We start from the raw sequence: 18,413 nt of genomic DNA on the forward strand, positions 1-18,413 counted from the left end.
CCGCCGTCAGCGTCGTCTTGCCATGGTCCACGTGGCCAATCGTGCCGACGTTGACGTGCGGCTTGGTCCGCTCAAATTTGCCTTTTGCCATTTTTCAACTCCAGAAATTTATAAAGAGTTACAAAACCAGTTAACGAACTACAGCCGGCAACAGCGCCTTGCACGCCGCGCCAGCTCAAAATATGGTGCCCTTTGCGGGAATCGGACCCGCGACCTCTCCCTTACCAAGGGAGTGCTCTACCACTGAGCCAAAAGGGCTTAAATCAAACTCAAAAGGCCAAAGACCTTAACCACCACCGCAATCCGACACAAGATCAACCAACAGAGCCCGCCACACCCCAAAACCACAGTTTTGTGGAGCGGGAGACGGGAATCGAACCCGCGTCATTAGCTTGGAAGGCTAGGGTTCTACCATTGAACTACTCCCGCGCAGCTCTGCCAATTCAACTCACATCAAATCACTCACGACCCAAAACCCGCTTTACGCGATTGCCTTGCGCCGGCCGCTTGCCAAAAATCAAACAAAATCTGGTGGATGAGGCTGGATTCGAACCAGCGTAGGCGTTAGCCAACAGATTTACAGTCTGCCCCCTTTAGCCACTCGGGCACCCATCCTTCAAGCGAACCTCGGATTATGCCACGGTTTTATGTCGGGTGAAGTCTCTGGGTATGGCAAAAACCATTAAAAAGTTGCTGCCGTGGGTCTTGCTCGCACCTCATCCGGTGGCGGCTGGGGCCTGCCTCCGTTTAGATCGCGCTACAAAGCTCAAATTACTGCGTTTTACCGGCATTAAGGCATGATGGCGCAGCACCGGCCTTTCGAGGCTGCGCCCCCAACCGCCAGACATCCGACCTATGAGCACTGAACCCCATTCCGCCCTCCCGCCAGAACCGTCCTCCCTGCGCAGGGTCAATCTGGCGCTGCAGGGCGGCGGGTCCCACGGTGCATTCACCTGGGGGGTTCTGGACGCCCTGCTGCAGGACGAACGCATCCAGTTCGACGGCATCAGCGGCGCCAGCGCCGGCGCCGTCAACGCGGTGGCGCTCGCGCACGGGTTTGCCGCCGCCGGACCAAAAGACAGCGGAACCGCCGACCCCAGAGAGGCGGCGCGCGCATCGCTGGCCCGTATCTGGCAGGGTATTGCCGCCATGGGCAGCCTGGGCTCCATGGCGGATGGCATCAGCAAGATGCTTTTGGGCGGCTGGCCATCCGATAAAGTGGGCGCTAACTTTTTCGGTAACGCCATAAGCCAGTGGATGTCGCCCTACCAGTCCAATCCGCTGGACATCAACCCGCTGCGAAAGCTGCTTCAGGCTGAAATCGACTTTCCCGCCATAGCGGCCCTGCACGCACCCCGGGCATTTGTTTCCGCGACCCATGTCACCACAGGCCGGGCGGAGATTTTTTCGGGCAAACGCCTGACATTGCAGGCCGTGATGGCCTCCACCTGCCTGCCCACGCTGTTCCAGGCCGTGGAAATCGATGGCCAACCCTACTGGGATGGGGGCTTCTCCAGCAACCCGTCCCTGCTGCCCCTCATCAGTGAATGCAGCAGCCGCGACATCATCGTGGTGCAGATCAATCCCCTGCGGCGCCCCGAGGTTCCCCACACGCCGCACGACATCATGGACCGGGTGAATGAGCTGACCTTTAACGCCAGCCTGTTGTCCCAGATGCGCACCATCGACTTCATCAACCGCCTGCTGGCCGACGGCCGCCTGCAGGAGGGCGCAAAGTACAAAAGCCTGCTGCTGCACCGCATCGATGGCGGGGAAGCCCTGGAAGACCTGCCGTCCTCGAGCAAGTTATCGGCCGACGGCGCCATGATTGAAAAGCTGTTTGAAATGGGCCAGGGCGCGGCCAAACGCTGGCTTCGCCGCCACTTTGAGGCCCTGGGCCAGCAAAGCACGGTCAATATCCGGCGCGACTACGTGGGCAGCCTCCCCCAAGAGTTCTAGCGGGACGCCCGGGCTAACGTCTTATATCTAGTAGCCCTCAATGCTTGCCCGCTGCAGCGCGCAATTTCCCGACCTTTTCCGCCTCAATGTCGTCAGGCAGGCCTCCCCAGGTGGCGCGCAAATAGTTGCTCAGTTGCGCCACTTCGGCATCACTGAGCGTGCCCGCAAAGCCCGGCATCTTCTGCATGCTTTCAGTTCCCGGGAATTTCTGCGCCTCGATGCCGTCAAGTACCGAGACGATCAGGTTGTGCGGGTTGACATCACGCACCGTGGAATTCCCTTTCATCGCGACCGCCACATGCGGTTTGCCCTCACCTTCGCGCCCGTGGCAACCGGCGCAGACGGCCAGATACACCTGCCGGCCCGCCACCAATTTGCCGGTGTCGGCAACAACGGCCGGCAACGGCTTGGGCGCCAGAGGCACATCGCCGGTCAGATAAGTAGCGATTGCGGCGAGGTCTTCCGTGCTCAGGTACTGCGTACTGAAGTGAATCACCGGGAACATTTCCCCCCAGGCCGAGCCTTGCGGCGCCATGCCGGTACGGAAAAAAGTCTGCAAGTCGGCGCCCGTCCAGCCGCGCGCGGCCAGGCCGGCCGGCGTGATGTCCGGCGCGGCCACACGCCCCAGCGCCGCGCCCTGCAAGGGCTTGCTGCCATTGAGCTGCCCCGGGAAGCTGCGCGGCGTATGGCATTCGGCGCAATGCCCCATTGCATTTGACAGATAACGGCCCCGCTGCCAGCTGAGCGACTGCCCGGCTGAAGCATCCGGCAAGGCATCCTCCAGGAACACCCAGTTCCAGAAGCGGATGCCAAAACGCATGTTGTAGGGAAACTTCAGCTCCGGCTCCCGGTTGGGCACTGCCGCGGGCTTTTGCTGCATCAAATAGGCATAAATGGCATCGCTGTCTTCGCGCGTCATGCCTCGGTACGAGGTGTAAGGCATGGCCGGGTAAAGCTGCTTGCCCGGCGCAACGCCGTCGTGTAGCGCCCGGTAGAAATCATCGGCACTCCATTTGCCAATGCCATGCTCTTTGTCAGGCGTGATGTTGGTGCCGTAGAAATTGCCGAACGGTGAGGCCAACTCAAAGCCACCGGCAAATGGCGCACCATCGGCCGCCGTGTGGCAGGCCGCGCAGTCCGCCGCCTTGGCCAGGTAACGGCCACGCGTCACCTGGTCGGCTTTGGCCATCGAGGCAGGTACGCCGGTCACCGCCGGATTAACGGGCTCTGGCTTGCCGCAGCCAGCCAGCAATGCAGCCGCTGCCAACAACAAAGCCTGCACCGGGCGGTTGCCATAAAGGGCGCTCAACGCGGGCTTCATTTGCCGTCCTTGAGCAAACCGGGCGTCTGCAGCACCACGTCCCTGACCGCTTCGAAATACCGGACATAACCGGTACAGCGGCAAATATGGTCATTCAACGCCTCGTTAATCGCAGGCTCCAGCTGGGCGCGCGCAATCGGCTGGCGCTTGAGCTTCTCGACAAATACCGTCGCGGCGTTGACGAAACCCGGCGTGCAGTAACCGCACTGAAAGCTGAAATGTTCGATGAATTTCTGCTGGATGGGCGAGAGCGCGACCACTTCGCCTTTTTCATTGCGCTTGGCATGGCCTTCAATGGTGCGCACTTTCTTGCCGTCGAAGAAATGCGCGCCCGTGATGCAGGTGCGCATTTGCTCGCTGCCGCCGTCGGGCTTGTCCACAATCACCACGCAGGCGTGGCACACACCCTGCCCGCAACCCAGGCGCGAACCTGTCAGGCCCAGGTACTCATGGAGGAAGTCGATCATCATGAGGCCCTCCGGCACCTGGGCCGGTGCGGTTGCCTTGCCATTGACAGTCAGTGTAATCGGCCGGGTCGGGATGCTCATGCCATTGCCTCCTGTATTTTTTTCTCGCTGACGGGCAGATCGGTGAAGCGGTGCGTGGTCGCATGTGCAATGCCGTTGACGATGGCCGCGACGACCGGGATCATCACCACTTCGGCGATCCCCTTGGGCGGATCGGTTTCCGTCACCGGGGGCAACACCTCGCCCGTCTGCGTCCACACCGCGACGTCGTTCGCGCGCGGCAACTGGTAGCGGTTGAAGTTCCAGGTGCCGTCACCGGGGCCGCCTTCATAGAGCGGCAAATACTCATGCAGCGCATGCCCGATGCCCATGGCCAGCCCGCCCTGCAGCTGGCCCGAGACCAGTTGCGGTGAAATCTGGCTGCCGCACTCCATGATGGAGTGGTGCGAAAGCAGATTGACCTTGCCGCTGGCCACATGCACAGACAACTCGACCAGCGTGCCTATCGCGCTGTAGTACGTGACGGCGGCATTGTTGCGCTGCGTGGGCGGGATGAACACGCGCTTGCGATTGAGCACCTGATAACCAGGAGAGCCAGCCACACCAGCATTGCCGCTCTTTTCCTTCTTGCCGGCGCCGTACCGCAATGACAGCCCATCCAGCGGAAGCCGCACCACGGCCCCAGCGATCTCAAACTCGGCCTCAGACCACTGCCAGCGGTTAAACACATGCACCACCGCACCAGTGACCAGCCCCATGTCATGGGCCTTCTGCGCCAGTTGCTCCAGCGGCAAGGGCTGCAGCCCCGCGGCCGACAGCCTGCCGTCAACCCAGCGTGCATCTTCAACCCGCACCACCAGCGGCGCGGCCTGCCCGCCGCCTATGCCCTGGCTCCAGATGGCCATTGCAGCCGGCCACAGGCCCTGCAGGAACACCACGCGCGCTGCCTCGCGCGTGCTGTGGGTGAAATAGAAAGCCGAATTGCTAGCGCTCGATGGCGAGACGTACCCAGGCGACCAGCGCGGATTGGCCTGCAACCGGGTCTGCTCAGCCTGGCTCATGGTGTAAGGGTCGCCGCTAGTGACGACTGGCAGGTCGCTCCAGTCGGTGACAGAAGTCAGCACCTGCTGCGCCGGTTTGCCCAGCCAGCGTGCGCAGGCAATGGCCTGGGACGTCGACATGCCGGTTCCCATCTCGGCGCCGCTGTGCTGCAGGCTGACCACGCCCGCGGCGGAAATCTCCACCTTCGCAAAAGACGATTCGGCGCCGGTGCCGAAATCCTTTTGTACGCAGGCAAAACCCACGCCGTAGCGCATGCCGGGGTGGCGTAACTCAAACTCGGCTTTCTTCGCGGCGCGCTGGGTCCACATCGGATGTACCTTGGCCTTTTGCAGCACTTCGTCAACCCGAACGGCTCCCGCGGGAATCGCGCCCTGCGTGTTTTTCATGCCCGAGCGGATGGCGTTCTTCAGCCGGAACTCAATCGCATCCACACCGAGCGTCCCGGCGATCTCGTCGACCATCATTTCCGTCGCGGCCATGCTCTGCAGGCTGCCGTAGCCGCGCGCCGAGCCCGCATCAACGGCGCGCGAAGCAATTGCAACGGTCGCGAAATCATTTTTGGGAAAGTAGTAGATCGACTGCGCGGCCGTGGCGCCGACCATGGCCACTTCCGGAGAGAAGTTGCGGCGGCCGCCGCCGTTGACCTCGAAGTCGCCCTTGAACGATTGCAGCAGGCCGCTCTTGCGATCCACCGCCATGCGGTAGCGCATATTGAAGGCGTGCCGCTTGAGGGAAGTCTGGAACTGCTCATAACGGTCATTGGCCAGCCGCACCGGCAAGCCGTCGGCATACAGCGCCGTCGCCAGGCCGTAAAACGGGAAGTTGTAATGGTCCTTGGAGCCGTAGCCCACGGTGTAGCAAGGATGCATAAACAGCTTCTTGACCGGCAGCCGCGACTTTTTCATCATCTCCAGCGCGCTGTCGACCACCTCCATCGGTGACTGCGTAGGCACCACCATGTGCATGGCCTGGCCGGCGGCGTCATACCAGCAGTTGGCGTTGTCGGGCTCCAGGGCCGCCGTGTCTATCGATTGCGACTGGTAATCGCGCTGCAGCACCAGCCAATCGGCGGGTGGTTTGTCGAGCTCGGCCTGGATGGCGGCGGCATGGAACATGCCCTGCTCACCCAGCTTGCCGTGCTGCCTGCCGTCGGGCCACACCGGCTGGTGCTTGCGCATCATGCTCGGGAAGACAGGCGCATCCTTGAGGCTGGAAAACACGTCGTCGTCAAACGCGCTGGCGCCGCCCACGCGCACAAAGCGAAACGTGCCCCAGGGGTCGCGCTCCAGCGGCGCGGTTTTGGCTCCGTAACGAAGCACGCCATCCTTGAACTGCAGTTTGTCCTTGGCAAACCGGAAGCGCGCGAAATCCTTGTAAATCAGGATTGCGACCGCATGGCCCAGATAGGCCGGTACCTTGCCCTTGGGCAGCAGCATGTCCTCGCCGTAAAACGCCGGAAAGGCCACGCCGTCGCGCACCAGGTCTTCGGCCGTCACCACGCGGTCGGGCTTGAGCTCATCGCCCAGCAGGCCCAGATCAAAACCCTCATAGCTGCGGTCTGCCTGCGTGGTGCGCAAGATAAATGCATGGGCTTGCTGCTGCGGCCAGTGCGGCATGTCGCGGGCGCGGATATCGCGGGCAAATACCTTGTCGCCGCTGACTTTGGCGATGCCGTCGACGCGGAATTTGGCGCCGGCCTTGGGATCCCACTGGACAGGCGTCAGGATTTTTTCTTCGAAGAGAGCCGCAAAGGCCTCGCCGGCCAGCGGCGCGACATAGACCGTCACACCGGCAATGACACTGACCTTCAGGAAACTGCGGCGAGACGGATCATCGGAACGGGGCATGGGGCTCTCCTGCAATGCCGGGCGTTTCATGACGCTGACGGAGAAGGCCCAGCGCGCGTGGCGTCCGGCTCCGGCACCCGCAGTGTTCCTGCGGCCCTTGTTCAATTCAGTGTATACCCGGCCACCCTCTTCTTGCACCGGGTATTTACGGCTATCCCCCGCCCTGCCCGGCGGCAGCGCTTGCTAGGTTCGAGGATGGCTGTCCCGCCACTCTTTGGCCTGCGAAAAATGCCCGCAGCCGATAAACGGCAGCGGCGGCCGTAGGGCCGAGAGTGGTGAGGGGTGGTTGGCAATCAGCACCTTGTGGCGCTTCGCATCAATGAGCGCCCGCTTGCTTTGCGCATGGGCGCCCCACAGCATGAACACCACCGGATGGTCGCCATCAGCCACCTGGCGGATCAGCGTGTCGGTCAGGACTTCCCAGCCCTTGCCGGCGTGGCTGGCGGGCTGCGCCTCTTCCACCGTGAGGCAGGTGTTGAGCAGCAGCACGCCATGCGCGGCCCACTTCACCAGGCTTCCGCCCGGCACCGGAAACTTCGGCGGCGGTGTGCCCAGGTCGCGCTGCAGCTCCTTGAAGATATTGCGCAGCGAAGGCGGCAAGGCTACGCCGGGCGCCACAGAAAACGCCAGCCCCTCGGCTTGCCCCAGGCCGTGATACGGGTCTTGCCCCAGGATGACCACACGCACCTCTTCGGGCGGCGTGAGCTCCAGCGCGCGCAGCGGCTGGGGCGGAAAAATCGTCGCGCCTTCCGCCAGCCGGCCTCGCAGAAAGCCCAGCAGCTTCTCGCCTGTCGAGCTGCCGAAAAAGGCATCGGTAATCGGACGCCAGCCGGGCGCTACGGGCCAGGCGGCGGGGTCGGCGCTGGTGAGGCGGTCGGGTGGAGATGTCGTCATGTCAAGCAACCGGCGTTATGAAGCCTGTGATTATTTCTTCCCGAACAACTGGGCCAGCGCCAGGCCAGGCTCTTCCGCCCGCATAAAGGCCTCGCCGACCAGAAAGGCATTGACGCCCGCCTGGCGCAGGCGCTGCACATCGGCCGGCGTGGCAATGCCTGATTCGGTGACCAGCAGACGGTCCGCCGGCACCTTGCCCAGCATGCCAAGCGTGGCGTCCAGCGACACCTCAAAGGTCTTGAGGTTGCGGTTGTTGATGCCGATCAACGGCGTCTTGAGCTTGAGCGCGCGCTCAAGCTCGGCCTCGTCGTGTACCTCGACCAGCACCGCCATGTCCATAGACATCGCCAGCGCTTCCAGCGTCTTCATTTGCGCATCATCCAGGCAGGCTGCGATCAGCAGGATGCAGTCCGCACCCATCACGCGCGCTTCATACACCTGATACGGATCGACCATGAAATCCTTGCGCAGCACCGGCAAGTCGCAAGACGCCCGGGCCTGCTTCAGATAATCAATGCTGCCCTGGAAGAACTGCTTGTCGGTCAGCACCGACAGGCAAGCCGCGCTGATCTCGCCGTCGCCTTCGGCATAACTTTGCGCGATGTCGGCCGGAATGAAGTCGGCGCGCAGCACGCCCTTGGACGGGCTGGCCTTCTTGACTTCGGCAATCACCGCAGCCTGGCCCGCCGCGATCTTGACGCGCAACGCGCCCACAAAGTCGCGTGTGAGTACGCGCGACTCGGCGTCTTCACGCATGACCGCCAGGGGTTTCTTGCGGATCGCCTCGGCGATTTCCTGGCGCTTGACGGCAATGATTTTGTCGAGGATGTCGGACATGGTGTTCAGGCTGCCAGTTTTTGGGTGGTAGAGATCAGTTGCTGCAGGCGATCTTTTGCCGCGCCTGATTCAAGCGCCGCCCGGGCCAGCACCATGCCGGCCTTCATCGAGTCGGCCACATTGGCGGCATACAGGGCCGCGCCGGCGTTCAGGATCACGATGTCGCGCGCGGCGCCGGGCTGGTTGTCGAGCACGCCCAGCAGCATCGCCTTGGACTGCTCGGGCGTTTCCACGCGCAGTGCGCGGTTGCTGGCCATGGGCATGTCGAAGTCTTCGGGGTGAATTTCGTATTCGGTGATCTCGCCATTCTTCAGCTCACCCACCACGGTGGCCGCGCCCAGGCTGACTTCGTCCATGCCGTCTTTGCCGTAAACCACCATCGCATGCTCGGCGCCCAGACGCTGCAACGCACGGATCTGGATACCCACCAGGTCCGAATGGAACACGCCCATCAGTATGTTGGGCGCGCTGGCCGGATTGGTCAGCGGGCCCAGGATGTTGAAGATGGTGCGCACGCCCAGTTCCTTGCGGATGGGTGCGACGTTTTTCATGGCCGGGTGATGGTTAGGCGCAAACATGAAACCCACGCCAACTTGTTCAATGCACTTGGCAATGGCTTCAGGCGTCAGACCGATGTGAATGCCCAGGGACTCGATCACATCGGCGCTGCCCGACTTGCTGCTGACGCTGCGCCCGCCGTGTTTGCTGACCTTGGCACCGGCCGCCGCCGCCACAAACATGGAGCAGGTCGAAATATTGAAGGTGTGCGAGCCGTCGCCGCCCGTGCCGACGATGTCGACCAGATGGGTCTTGTCGGCCACATTGACCTTGGTGGAGAACTCGCGCATCACCTGCGCGGCGGCGGTGATTTCGCCTATGGTTTCTTTCTTCACGCGCAGGCCGGTGATGAGCGCGGCCATCATCACGGGCGACATTTCACCGCTCATGATCAGCCGCATGATGTGCAGCATCTCGTCGTGGAAGATTTCGCGGTGTTCGATGGTGCGCTGCAGCGCTTCCTGCGGGGTGATTTTGTGGGTGTTAGGCATGGCGTGTCTCGTTTCTTTGACTTGTTCTGGTGCTGGGAAGGGATGGATCAGCTTGCCGGATTATCGGAAAGGGCCAGCTTGATGCCAAACCCCACAAACATGGCGCCGGCAACGCGCTCGAGCCAATGCATGCCGCGCTGTACGGCGCCGATGCGCTTGGCCATCCACGCGGCAGCCAGGGCCCAACCGGCACCGACCCACAGGCCATTGAAGTTGAACAGCAGACCCAGCAGCAGGAAGGCCAGCGGCTTGTTTTGCATATCCGGCGTGATGAACTGCGGCACAAAGGCCAGGAAGAAGAGCGCTACTTTGGGGTTCAGCACATTCGTCCAGAAGCCCTGGAAAAATATGCGTTTCAAGGCTGTAGCCTGTTCGGAATTTTGATCGCTGGCGACCAGGCTCATGGCGGAAGGCTCACCAGCCGCAGGCGCGCGCGCCAGCAGCATGCGCAAGCCGACGTACACCAGGTAAGCCGCACCGGCCCATTTCAGCACGGTAAAGGCGGTGGCGGAGGCCGCCATCAGCGCACTGACGCCCACGGCTGCGGCAAAGATGTGCACAAAGCAGCCGGTTGTGATGCCCAGAGCCGCCACCATGCCGGCACGTGCGCCTGAGCGCAGCGCATGGGTCACGATGTAAAGGACGTCCGGACCGGGCGTGAGGTTGAGCAACAGGCCGGCGACGATGAAGTAGAGCAGGTGGTGGATGTCCATAAATGGCTTTCAGGAATTCAGGAATTTCTGGTCTTGAAGTTCAGGCTTTGAAAAACTGCCGGATCGCGGCGATGGCGCGGTCCACACCGTCCGCATCCACGTCGAGATGGGTGACAAAACGCAGGCGGTACAGGCCCGTGGCCTGAATGCCCTCTTTCGCCAGGTGCTTGAGCAGCCCCGCCGATTGTTCCTTGGCCGCACCCGTCAGATCCACAAACACGATGTTGGTCTGTGGCGCTTCGACTTGCAGACCTTCGATGCCGGCCAGCCCGTCGGCCAGGCGTTTGGCCAGCGCATGGTCTTGCGCGAGGCGGCCGACATGGTGGTCCAGCGCATGCGATGCCGCAGCGGCCAGCACGCCCGCCTGGCGCATGCCGCCGCCGGCCATCTTGCGGATGCGGTGCGCCCGCGCGATGAACTCGCGCGAACCGCATAGCGCCGAGCCCACCGGCGCACCCAGCCCTTTGCTGAAGCAGACCGAAACGCTGTCAAAACAGTCCGCAATGCGGCGTGCCTCGGCCAGCGGGTTGCTGCCGGTTTGTGCGGCCTGCGCCACAGCAGCGTTAAAGAGCCGCGCGCCGTCCAGGTGGCGCGCCAGGCCGTGCTTTTTTGCCAGTGCGGTTGCCTGCTGCACGTAGTCGAAGGGCAGCAGTTTGCCTCCCAGGGTGTTCTCCAGCGCCAACATGCGGGTGCGCGCGAAGTGTGCGTCGTCAGGTTTGATGGCCGCCTCGATCTCCGCAAGCGCCAGTGTGCCGTCGGTGTGGTGGTTCAGCGGCTGTGGCTGCACGCTGCCGAACACCGCCGCGCCGCCGCCTTCCCAGCGGTAGCAGTGCGCCATCTGGCCGACGATGTATTCGTCGCCGCGCTGGCAGTGGCTGAGGATCCCGCAGAGGTTGCTTTGCGTGCCGGTGGGTACAAAGAGCGCGGCCTCAAAGCCCAGCAGGCCGGCGATCTTTTCCTGCAGTGCATTGACGGCCGGGTCGTCGCCGAACACATCGTCGCCCAGCGGGGCGGCCAGCATGGCCTCGCGCATGGCCTGTGTGGGCTTTGTGACGGTGTCGCTGCGTAAATCAACAATCATTTTGGCCTCCAGCCCGGGTAATACGTAGGAATATGACGATGAATTTAATGGCAATCCGCTTCATGCGGTTTGCTCCAGGAAGTTCTTCAACATGGCGTGGCCATGCTCGGTGAGGATGGATTCAGGGTGAAATTGCACGCCCTGGATGGGCAGCCCTTTATGGCGCACACCCATGATCTCACCGTCGTCTGTCCAGGCCGTGACAGCCAACGCCTCGGGGCAGCTCGGTTTGTCGATCGCCAGCGAGTGGTAGCGGTTGACGACAAACTGCTCGGGCAGGCCGGCAAACACACCCTCTTGCGTCGTAGTGATCACGCTGGTCTTGCCGTGCATCAGCTGCTGGGCACGGATGATCTTGCCGCCGAAGGCCGCACCAATGCTCTGGTGGCCCAGGCAGACGCCCAGGATAGGCAGCTTGCCGGCAAAGTGCTGGATCGCTGCGACCGAGATGCCCGCTTCGGCCGGTGAACACGGGCCGGGCGACACCACCAGCAAATCGGGCTTGCGCGCGGCGATGTCGGCCACGCTGATTTCATCATTGCGAAACACTTCGACCTCCGCACCCAGCTCGCCGAAGTACTGGACGATGTTGTAGGTGAAGCTGTCGTAGTTGTCGATCATCAAGAGTTTGCGCTTCATGATTCAGGCCTCCTGGCGCAGGCGTGAAAATTCGCCGCGCTCAAAGTCAATGGATGCGGCAATCATGGCGCGGTAAGCCGCTTCCACGATGGCCTCGGGGGCGCCGGCCTTGCGGGCCTGGGCGCGCACTCGCTCGAGGATGAAATCGATACGCGCCTGGTCGTACACCTGATCCGCGCGCTGCTTGATGCGCGCCGCCTGCGCCACGTAGGCGCTGCGCTCGGCGATCAGCGGCACGATGCGCTCGTCCAGCGCGTCGATATTGCGGCGCACATCAGCCATGCTGAGGCAGTGCTCAACGGCGGGATGGGTTGGCATGTTCATTCCAGCCCCTCCTCGACCAGCTCCGACGCCCGCAGCAACGCGCGCGCCTTGGCCTCGGTTTCTTTCCATTCGAGTTCAGGCACCGAATCAGCCACCACGCCGGCCGCTGCCTGCACATACAGCATCTGGTCCTTGATGATGCCGGTGCGGATGGCAATCGCCACGTCCATGTCGCCGGCATAACTGAGGTAACCGCAGGCGCCGCCGTAGAGGCCGCGTTTGGTCGGCTCCAGCTGGTCGATGATTTCCATCGCATGCACCTTGGGCGCGCCCGTCAGCGTACCGGCCGGGAAGGTCGCTTTCAGCACGTCCATATTGGTCATGCCGTCCAACAGCACGCCTTCGACATTGCTCACAATGTGCATCACGTGGCTGTAGCGCTCCACCGCAAAGGCCTCGGTCACCTTCACCGTGCCGGTCTTGGCGATGCGGCCTATGTCGTTGCGCGCCAGGTCTATCAGCATGACGTGTTCAGCGCGCTCTTTCGGGTCGTTGACCAGTTCCTGCTCGACGGCTTTGTCGGCCTCGGGCGAGGATGCGCGGGGGCGGGTACCGGCGAGCGGGCGAATCGTGATTTTCTGGCCTTCGGCAACCTGCTCCTGCCGCACCAGAATTTCGGGCGAGGCCCCCACCACATGGAAATCCCCAAAGTGGTAGTAATACATATAGGGGCTGGGGTTGAGCGAGCGCAGTGCGCGGTACAGGCTGAGCGGCGATTCGGTATAGCGCTTCTTGATGCGCTGGCCGACCTGCACCTGCATGAAGTCGCCGCCTTCGATCAGCCGCTTGGCTTTTTCAACGGCGGCAATGTAGTCGGCCTTGGCGAAGTCGCGCTCGGCCGGATAGCCCTGCGAAGGTTTCACCACCGGCGCGCTGACCGAGTACTTGAGTTTTTCTTTCAGCTCGCGCAGGCGCTTCTTGGCGTTGGCATAGGCCTCGGGCTGGGCCGGGTCGGCGTAGACGATGAGGTAAAGCTTGCCCGAGAGGTTGTCGATCACCGCCAGCTCTTCGCACTGCAACAGCAGGATGTCGGGACAGCCCAGCGTGTCGGGCGGGCAAGTGGCTTCAAGCTTTTTCTCGATGTGGCGCACCGCGTCATAACCGAAGTAACCCGCCAGCCCGCCGCAAAACCGCGGCAGGCCAGGCCGCAGCGCGACCTTGAAGCGTTTTTGGTAGTCGGCGATGAAGTCCAGCGGGTTGGCTGCCGAGGTTTCCACCACGCGGCCGTCCGTCACAACCTCCGTCACCCGGTCTGCGCCAAAGCCCGAGGCCCGCACCAGCGTGCGCGCTGGCAGGCCGATGAAGCTGTAGCGGCCAAAGCGCTCGCCGCCGACGACCGACTCCAGCAGGAAGCTGAATTTGCCGCCGTCTTTGGAATGCGCCAGTTTGAGGTAAAGGGAAAGCGGTGTTTCAAGGTCGGCAAACGCCTCCACCATCAGGGGAATGCGGTTGTAGCCCTGGCCTGCCAGGCTTTTAAATTCGAGTTCTGTAATCACGATGGTCCTTCGCAAGGGGCCACGCGCTCAAAGGCGCGGCCGCCTGTCATTCAAAACACCCCGAAGACCGGGGCCGGGATGCGCTTGCAGGCTGCAAGAGCGCATCAGGAAAGAAAAAGGGGGGTGTCGCAGAACCGGCGGCAGCGGGGCGGGGCAGAAAGCAAACTGGCTGAAAGGTCAGGTTGCCGGCCCGCATGCGCCTCAGGCGTGCGAGAAATGACAGGTACGCCAGGGCCAGGCTCCCCGGTCTCCACAACCTGTTTGAATGATGCGATGAATGAACATGAGGGTCAAAGTGTAGCAAACAGCGGCGCACCCCCAACCTGCATCCAGCAGAACGCCGTCACTCTTGGCAAAGTTACAACAACCGGGTAGTCAACTTGTAGCAATGCTTACCCATACTTGTCCGGTAACCCCTCGCAAACCCTCTTGTAAGGCTTGGTAACCGAACCCAAAATAGCCCCATAACAAAAAAGAACGCTCGTTCTATTCCAACCATCCACCTGGAGACAACTCATGACTTTGACAACGCGATGCATTGCGGGCCTGGCCGGTTTAATGCTGTCATTTGGCGCCCTTGCCGCCCCGATGGAAGTTTCCGGCGTCAAGCTGGAGGACCCGATCGAGGTTCACGGCACCAAGCTGCAGCTCAACGGCGCCGGTATCCGCTACAAGGCGGTGTTCAAGGTCTATGTGGCCGCGATGTACCTGCCCAAAAAGGCCGCTACCCCCGAAGAGGTCTATGCCATGCCCGGCCACAAGCGCATCAGCATCACCCTGCTGCGCGACATTGACTCCAACGAGCTGGGCAAGAGCTTTACCACCGCCTTCACCGAGAACGCACCCAAGTCGGAGATGTCCAAGCTGATACCCGGCCTGATCAAGATGGGCCAGCTCTTTGCCGACCAGAAGAAGCTGTCGGCCGGAGAAGGTTTCACCATCGACTGGATTCCCGGCACCGGCACCATCATTTCGGTAAAAGGCAAACCACAGGGCGAGCCCTTCAAGGAAGTCGAATTCTTTAATGCCCTGGTGCGCATCTGGCTGGGCCCCCAGCCCGCCGACTGGAAGCTCAAAGACGCGATGCTGGGCAAACCCAGCTAAGGCAAGGCAGCCTGGTTGGAGCCGAAGCTGAAATATTCAACGGGGCCTCAGGCTCCGTTGTCATTTGAGCCTTGCTACTTTTCCCAAGACAGCCCGGCCAGCGAATCCACAAACCCATCCGCATCCACATCCCGCACCGGCTCACCATGGTTATAGCCATAGGTCACCAGCACCACCGGGCAGCCCGCCGCACGCGCAGCCCGCGCGTCGTTGCTGGAGTCACCCACCATCAGGGTACGCGCCGGCACGGTGCCCAGGCTTTCACAGGTTTTGAGCAAAGGCAGCGGATCGGGCTTCTTGCGCTCAAATGAATCGCCGCCAAACACCTGGCTGAAAAACCCCTCCAGCCCCTTGAGCTTGAGCAGCTCACGCGCAAAACCGACCGGCTTGTTGGTCAGGCACGCCAATTGCAGCCCCGCCTGCTGCAAGGCCTGCAAGCCATCGACCACTCCCGGGTACACCGTTGAATAGCGGCCATTGATGCCCGCGTAATGCTTCTGGTAGCCGGCATAGGCCTGCTCATAGCGGTCTACCAAACGAACCGAGGCATCCACTCCACCCATCTGGCCTTGCACATGCTGCAGCGCAGATTTCACAAGATGCTCAGACCCCTTGCCCACCATCCGTTCAATCGCCGCCGCATCCAGTCTGGCCGCTGGCGCGTCGCCGGGCAGCAAGTCGGCCAGCATGAGGTTCAGCGCCTGGGCAAAGTCACCCAACGTGTCGACCATGGTGCCATCGAGGTCGACGATGGCTGCGTCGAAGCTGGTTGGGTTCAAGGTCAAGGGGTTCAAAACAAATCTGCCTTCTGCGGTAAAAAAACTTCATGGAGTATGAAGCAGGCAGGTGAGCTCCATGCTGGCCGGATCAGATTTCGGCGGCATCCGTCTAGATGCGAACCAGAAGCTTCCCGATATTTTTGCCTTCAAACAGCATATTGAGTGCATTGGGGAGATTCTCGAAGCCGTCGACTACGGTTTCGTCAAAGACAATTTCCTTGCTCCTGACCCAGGGCGCAAGTATCGCAATCTGCTCGTCAATGCGGTGCGCGAAATCCCTGGCCAGAATTCCCTGGATGGTGGCGCGTTGAAAGAGCATGTGTTGAAGGACACGCGGAGCCATTTCAGGGTGATCGAGGCCGCCGTCGTATTGGCTGATGGTTCCGCAAATCACAATGCGCCCCCTCAGATTGATCAAAGGGATGACCGCATCCGTGATCATGCCGCCGACATTGTCAAAGTAGACATCAACACCGCCCACCAGGGTCTTCAGGTAGGTGTGCAGGCTCAGTGCATCGGGGAATTTCTTGTAATCGATCGCTTCATCGAGCCCGAGCCTGTCTTTCAGGTAGGCACATTTTTCACTGCCGCCCGCCAAACCAATCACGCGGCAGCCGGCACGCTTGCCGAACTGCGCCACCAGCGAGCCCACAGCACCAGCGGCGCCGGACACCACCAGCGTTTCTCCGGGGCGCGGCTTCCCCGCTTCCATCAGCCCAAACCAGGCGGTTCGGCCAGGCATTCCCAATACGCCAAGCGCCGTCGACACCGGCGCGGCGTCCGGGTCAAGTTTCTTGAGTTCACTCGCATGGCATTTGTCGAAGGTCTGCCAGCCGTTGTACCCAAGAACCCAGTCGCCCTCTTTGAAGTGATCGCTGGCCGAACTCAGCACCCTCGAGACAACGCCCGCACGTTGCACGATGCCCAGCGGGTGCGGCTCGTCGTAAGTCCTGCGCTCATGCTGCTGTATGCGCATGTAAGGGTCCACGCTGATGAAATGCGCTTTGAGCAGCACTTCGTTTCGCGCAAGGCTGGTGTCCAGGGTGGTGTGCCTGAGCTCAAAATGCTCGGTGCCTACGCGCCCTGTTGGGCGGTTGGCGTAAATCCACTGTTTGTTTTCCATGGGTGTCAGACCGAGCGTGTGATGCCGCCGTCAACACGGAGGTTCTGCCCCGTGATGTAGCCGGCGCCCTCAGAGGCCAGAAAGCCAATGGTCGCGGCAATCTCCTCGCTGGTGCCATACCGCCCCATAGGGATACGGCTGCGGAAGGCCTCGTTCTCCGGCAGGCTGTCGATGAAGCCTGGGAGCACATTGTTCATGCGCACATTGTCCGCGGCGTACTTGTCAGCGAACAACTTCGTGAAGGCGGCAAGGCCGGCACGAAACACCCCTGAGGTGGGAAACACCGGGTCCGGCTCAAACGCCGCAAACGTGGAGATATTGATGATCACGCCTGACTTCTGCTTCACCATCCAGGGGGTGACCAGGCGGCTTGCACGGATGACATGGAGAAGGTACACATCCAGGCCCTGGTGCCAGGCCTCGTCCGTCAGCTCCAGGATGGGCGCGCGCGGCCCGTGCCCGGCGCTGTTGACCAGCGCGTCGATGCGCCCGTATTTTTCAGTCACCTGATCAACGAGCGACTTCATGTCGTCGACGGACTGGTTGGACCCCGTCACGCCAATGCCGCCCAATTCGCGGGCGAGCGCCTCTCCCTTGCCGGAAGACGACAGGATGGAGACACGAAAGCCTTGCCCGGCCAGCGTCCGCGCGGCGGCGGCCCCCATGCCACTGCCCCCAGCCATTACAATTGCTATCTTCTGTTGTGCCATGAATTTCTCCTTGATTGAGGGGTAATTTAGCCATGAACAAGCACAATCCACCAATGATTTCTCCTACAGCCAGCCAGTAGAAAAATTACTGCATGAGCACTTTGGCTTCCGGAAAAACCCGTCGCACCTTGCCGGCGCTCAACAGCCTGGCCGCATTTGACGTGACGGCGCGGCTCGGCAGTTTTCGCGCCGCTGCGGATGAAATGCATTTGACGCAAGGCGCGGTGGCGCAGCAGGTACGGGCCCTGGAAGCCGAACTCGGATGCCCCCTCTTTGACCGCCACGCGCGAGGCCTGCGCCTGACTGCGGCGGGCGCGGCCTACGCAGAAAGAGTCCGGCTGGCGCTCGGCATCGTGGAGGACGCCACACGGGAGCTTCTGGACCACCACACCCGCCGCAATGACTTCCGGTTGACGCTGGGCACAACCGTCGCCCTTGCCAGCCGCTGGCTTCTTCCGCGGCTGCCAAAGCTCGCGGAGGCGCATCCGCAGATCTCACTGATGATCGAGGCATCGGACATCTCACGGCCCCTGCGTGGCAAGGACGGCATTGACATCGCCATTCGATGGGGCCAGCCGCCCTTCCAGGGCGTGAGCGCGGAGTTTCTGCTGAGCGGCGAAGCGGTCGCCGTGTGTTCACCCAACCTGACCCACGGCAAGACGCTCACACCCAAGGCGCTGGCAAAAATGCCGCTGATCTCGGACAGCCACAACAACTGGAAGCGCTGGTTCGAGGTGTACGGCCGCGTGGAGGATTTCCGCAAGGGCCCCACCTTTTCCCAGACCAGCCTGGCGCTGGATGCCGCCGAACGGGGCATCGGGATTGCGCTGGCGCCTCGTGTGCTTGTGCAGGATGCGCTGGCCTCGGGCACCTTGATGGAAGTCCTCAGCGCGCAGTACCGGCTCGATACCGGAAGCGGGTTTTATGTGTTGACCGCCGAATCGGCAGCACCTGAATCACCTTTGGGCGACCTGGTGAAGTGGCTTCAACATGAATCCGGGAAATGAG

General features: G+C 61.9%; 18 protein-coding genes and 3 tRNA genes. 3 read left to right on the forward strand and 18 right to left on the reverse strand.

Translation table 11 applies throughout. The features are described from left to right. From BM408_RS20065 to BM408_RS20080, 4 genes are all read right to left on the reverse strand, one after another. Nucleotides 1-91, reverse strand: a 91-nt coding sequence (locus tag BM408_RS20065; protein ID WP_032978997.1) for a GTP-binding protein, incomplete at its 3' end; no start/stop codon positions are given. 92 nt (nucleotides 92-183) lie between these two features. Next, nucleotides 184-258 (reverse strand) — tRNA-Thr (locus BM408_RS20070). 97 nt (nucleotides 259-355) lie between these two features. After that, nucleotides 356-429: transfer RNA gene (locus tag BM408_RS20075), tRNA-Gly, on the reverse strand. Between the two features lie 100 nt (nucleotides 430-529). Continuing rightward, nucleotides 530-615: transfer RNA gene (locus tag BM408_RS20080), tRNA-Tyr, on the reverse strand. Nucleotides 616-855: 240 nt separating this feature from the next. Here BM408_RS20080 and BM408_RS20085 point away from each other — a divergent pair. Then, nucleotides 856-1,959, forward strand: coding sequence for a patatin-like phospholipase family protein (locus tag BM408_RS20085; RefSeq protein WP_092132213.1), 1,104 nt, complete (start codon nucleotides 856-858; stop codon nucleotides 1,957-1,959). A 37-nt stretch (nucleotides 1,960-1,996) separates the two neighbouring features. Here the strand turns inward: BM408_RS20085 and BM408_RS20090 are convergent, their stop codons facing one another. The 11 genes from BM408_RS20090 to trpE form a co-directional block, all read right to left on the reverse strand. Continuing rightward, entirely contained in the window at nucleotides 1,997-3,280 is a 1,284-nt protein-coding gene (locus BM408_RS20090; protein ID WP_092132215.1) for a cytochrome c, read from the reverse strand. Continuing rightward, complete coding sequence (locus BM408_RS20095) at nucleotides 3,277-3,828, reverse strand: (2Fe-2S)-binding protein (RefSeq protein WP_092132216.1); 552 nt, start codon at nucleotides 3,826-3,828, stop codon at nucleotides 3,277-3,279. The genes BM408_RS20090 and BM408_RS20095 overlap by 4 nt, the downstream gene beginning before the upstream one ends. Further along, nucleotides 3,825-6,656 carry a xanthine dehydrogenase family protein molybdopterin-binding subunit gene (locus BM408_RS20100; RefSeq protein ID WP_092132218.1) on the reverse strand — a complete coding sequence of 944 codons (2,832 nt, stop codon included), beginning with the start codon at nucleotides 6,654-6,656 and terminating at the stop codon, nucleotides 3,825-3,827. Before BM408_RS20100 ends, BM408_RS20095 begins: the two co-directional genes overlap by 4 nt. 183 nt (nucleotides 6,657-6,839) lie before the next feature. Further along, entirely contained in the window at nucleotides 6,840-7,550 is a 711-nt protein-coding gene (locus BM408_RS20105) for a uracil-DNA glycosylase (protein ID WP_092132219.1), read from the reverse strand. 30 nt (nucleotides 7,551-7,580) lie between these two features. Further along, nucleotides 7,581-8,387, reverse strand: coding sequence for an indole-3-glycerol phosphate synthase TrpC (gene trpC / locus BM408_RS20110; RefSeq protein ID WP_092132221.1), 807 nt, complete (start codon nucleotides 8,385-8,387; stop codon nucleotides 7,581-7,583). Between the two features lie 5 nt (nucleotides 8,388-8,392). Next, the gene (gene trpD, locus BM408_RS20115; protein WP_092132222.1) at nucleotides 8,393-9,436 is read right to left on the reverse strand and encodes an anthranilate phosphoribosyltransferase; all 1,044 of its coding nucleotides are present in this window, start codon (nucleotides 9,434-9,436) and stop codon (nucleotides 8,393-8,395) included. Nucleotides 9,437-9,483: 47 nt separating this feature from the next. Then, nucleotides 9,484-10,149, reverse strand: a complete 666-nt coding sequence (locus BM408_RS20120) for a LysE family translocator (protein ID WP_092132224.1) — start codon at nucleotides 10,147-10,149, stop codon at nucleotides 9,484-9,486. Between the two features lie 40 nt (nucleotides 10,150-10,189). Beyond that, nucleotides 10,190-11,230 carry a low-specificity L-threonine aldolase gene (gene ltaE, locus BM408_RS20125; protein WP_092132225.1) on the reverse strand — a complete coding sequence of 347 codons (1,041 nt, stop codon included), beginning with the start codon at nucleotides 11,228-11,230 and terminating at the stop codon, nucleotides 10,190-10,192. A gap of 60 nt (nucleotides 11,231-11,290) precedes the next feature. Continuing rightward, nucleotides 11,291-11,869 (reverse strand): anthranilate synthase component II, encoded by a 579-nt coding sequence (locus tag BM408_RS20130; protein WP_092132227.1) that lies wholly within the window; start codon nucleotides 11,867-11,869, stop codon nucleotides 11,291-11,293. 3 nt (nucleotides 11,870-11,872) lie between these two features. Next, on the reverse strand, nucleotides 11,873-12,187 hold the full coding sequence (locus tag BM408_RS20135; RefSeq protein ID WP_092132370.1) for a chorismate mutase: 315 nt from the start codon (nucleotides 12,185-12,187) through the stop codon (nucleotides 11,873-11,875). A 2-nt stretch (nucleotides 12,188-12,189) separates the two neighbouring features. Then, a complete protein-coding gene (trpE, locus tag BM408_RS20140; RefSeq protein WP_092132229.1) occupies nucleotides 12,190-13,689 on the reverse strand; it encodes an anthranilate synthase component I in 1,500 nt (499 codons plus the stop codon). A 516-nt stretch (nucleotides 13,690-14,205) separates the two neighbouring features. On the opposite strand from trpE, the gene BM408_RS20145 reads away from it, so the two are divergent. Continuing rightward, nucleotides 14,206-14,793, forward strand: coding sequence for a chalcone isomerase family protein (locus tag BM408_RS20145; protein ID WP_092132230.1), 588 nt, complete (start codon nucleotides 14,206-14,208; stop codon nucleotides 14,791-14,793). Nucleotides 14,794-14,867: 74 nt separating this feature from the next. Here BM408_RS20145 and gph read toward each other — a convergent pair whose 3' ends face one another. The 3 genes from gph to BM408_RS20160 all read right to left on the reverse strand — a co-directional run bounded on the left by gph (nucleotide 14,868) and on the right by BM408_RS20160 (nucleotide 17,405). Then, nucleotides 14,868-15,587 carry a phosphoglycolate phosphatase gene (gene gph, locus BM408_RS20150; RefSeq protein WP_092132232.1) on the reverse strand — a complete coding sequence of 240 codons (720 nt, stop codon included), beginning with the start codon at nucleotides 15,585-15,587 and terminating at the stop codon, nucleotides 14,868-14,870. A 94-nt stretch (nucleotides 15,588-15,681) separates the two neighbouring features. After that, entirely contained in the window at nucleotides 15,682-16,695 is a 1,014-nt protein-coding gene (locus BM408_RS20155) for an NADP-dependent oxidoreductase (protein ID WP_175541859.1), read from the reverse strand. Between the two features lie 5 nt (nucleotides 16,696-16,700). Then, entirely contained in the window at nucleotides 16,701-17,405 is a 705-nt protein-coding gene (locus BM408_RS20160) for an SDR family oxidoreductase (RefSeq protein WP_092132235.1), read from the reverse strand. Between the two features lie 92 nt (nucleotides 17,406-17,497). On the opposite strand from BM408_RS20160, the gene BM408_RS20165 reads away from it, so the two are divergent. After that, entirely contained in the window at nucleotides 17,498-18,412 is a 915-nt protein-coding gene (locus tag BM408_RS20165; protein WP_092132237.1) for a LysR substrate-binding domain-containing protein, read from the forward strand. The last annotated feature ends 1 nt before the right edge of the window (nucleotide 18,413 follow it).

The sequence above is a fragment of the Polaromonas sp. YR568 genome, from assembly GCF_900116715.1.
Lineage (GTDB): Bacteria > Pseudomonadota > Gammaproteobacteria > Burkholderiales > Burkholderiaceae_C > Polaromonas.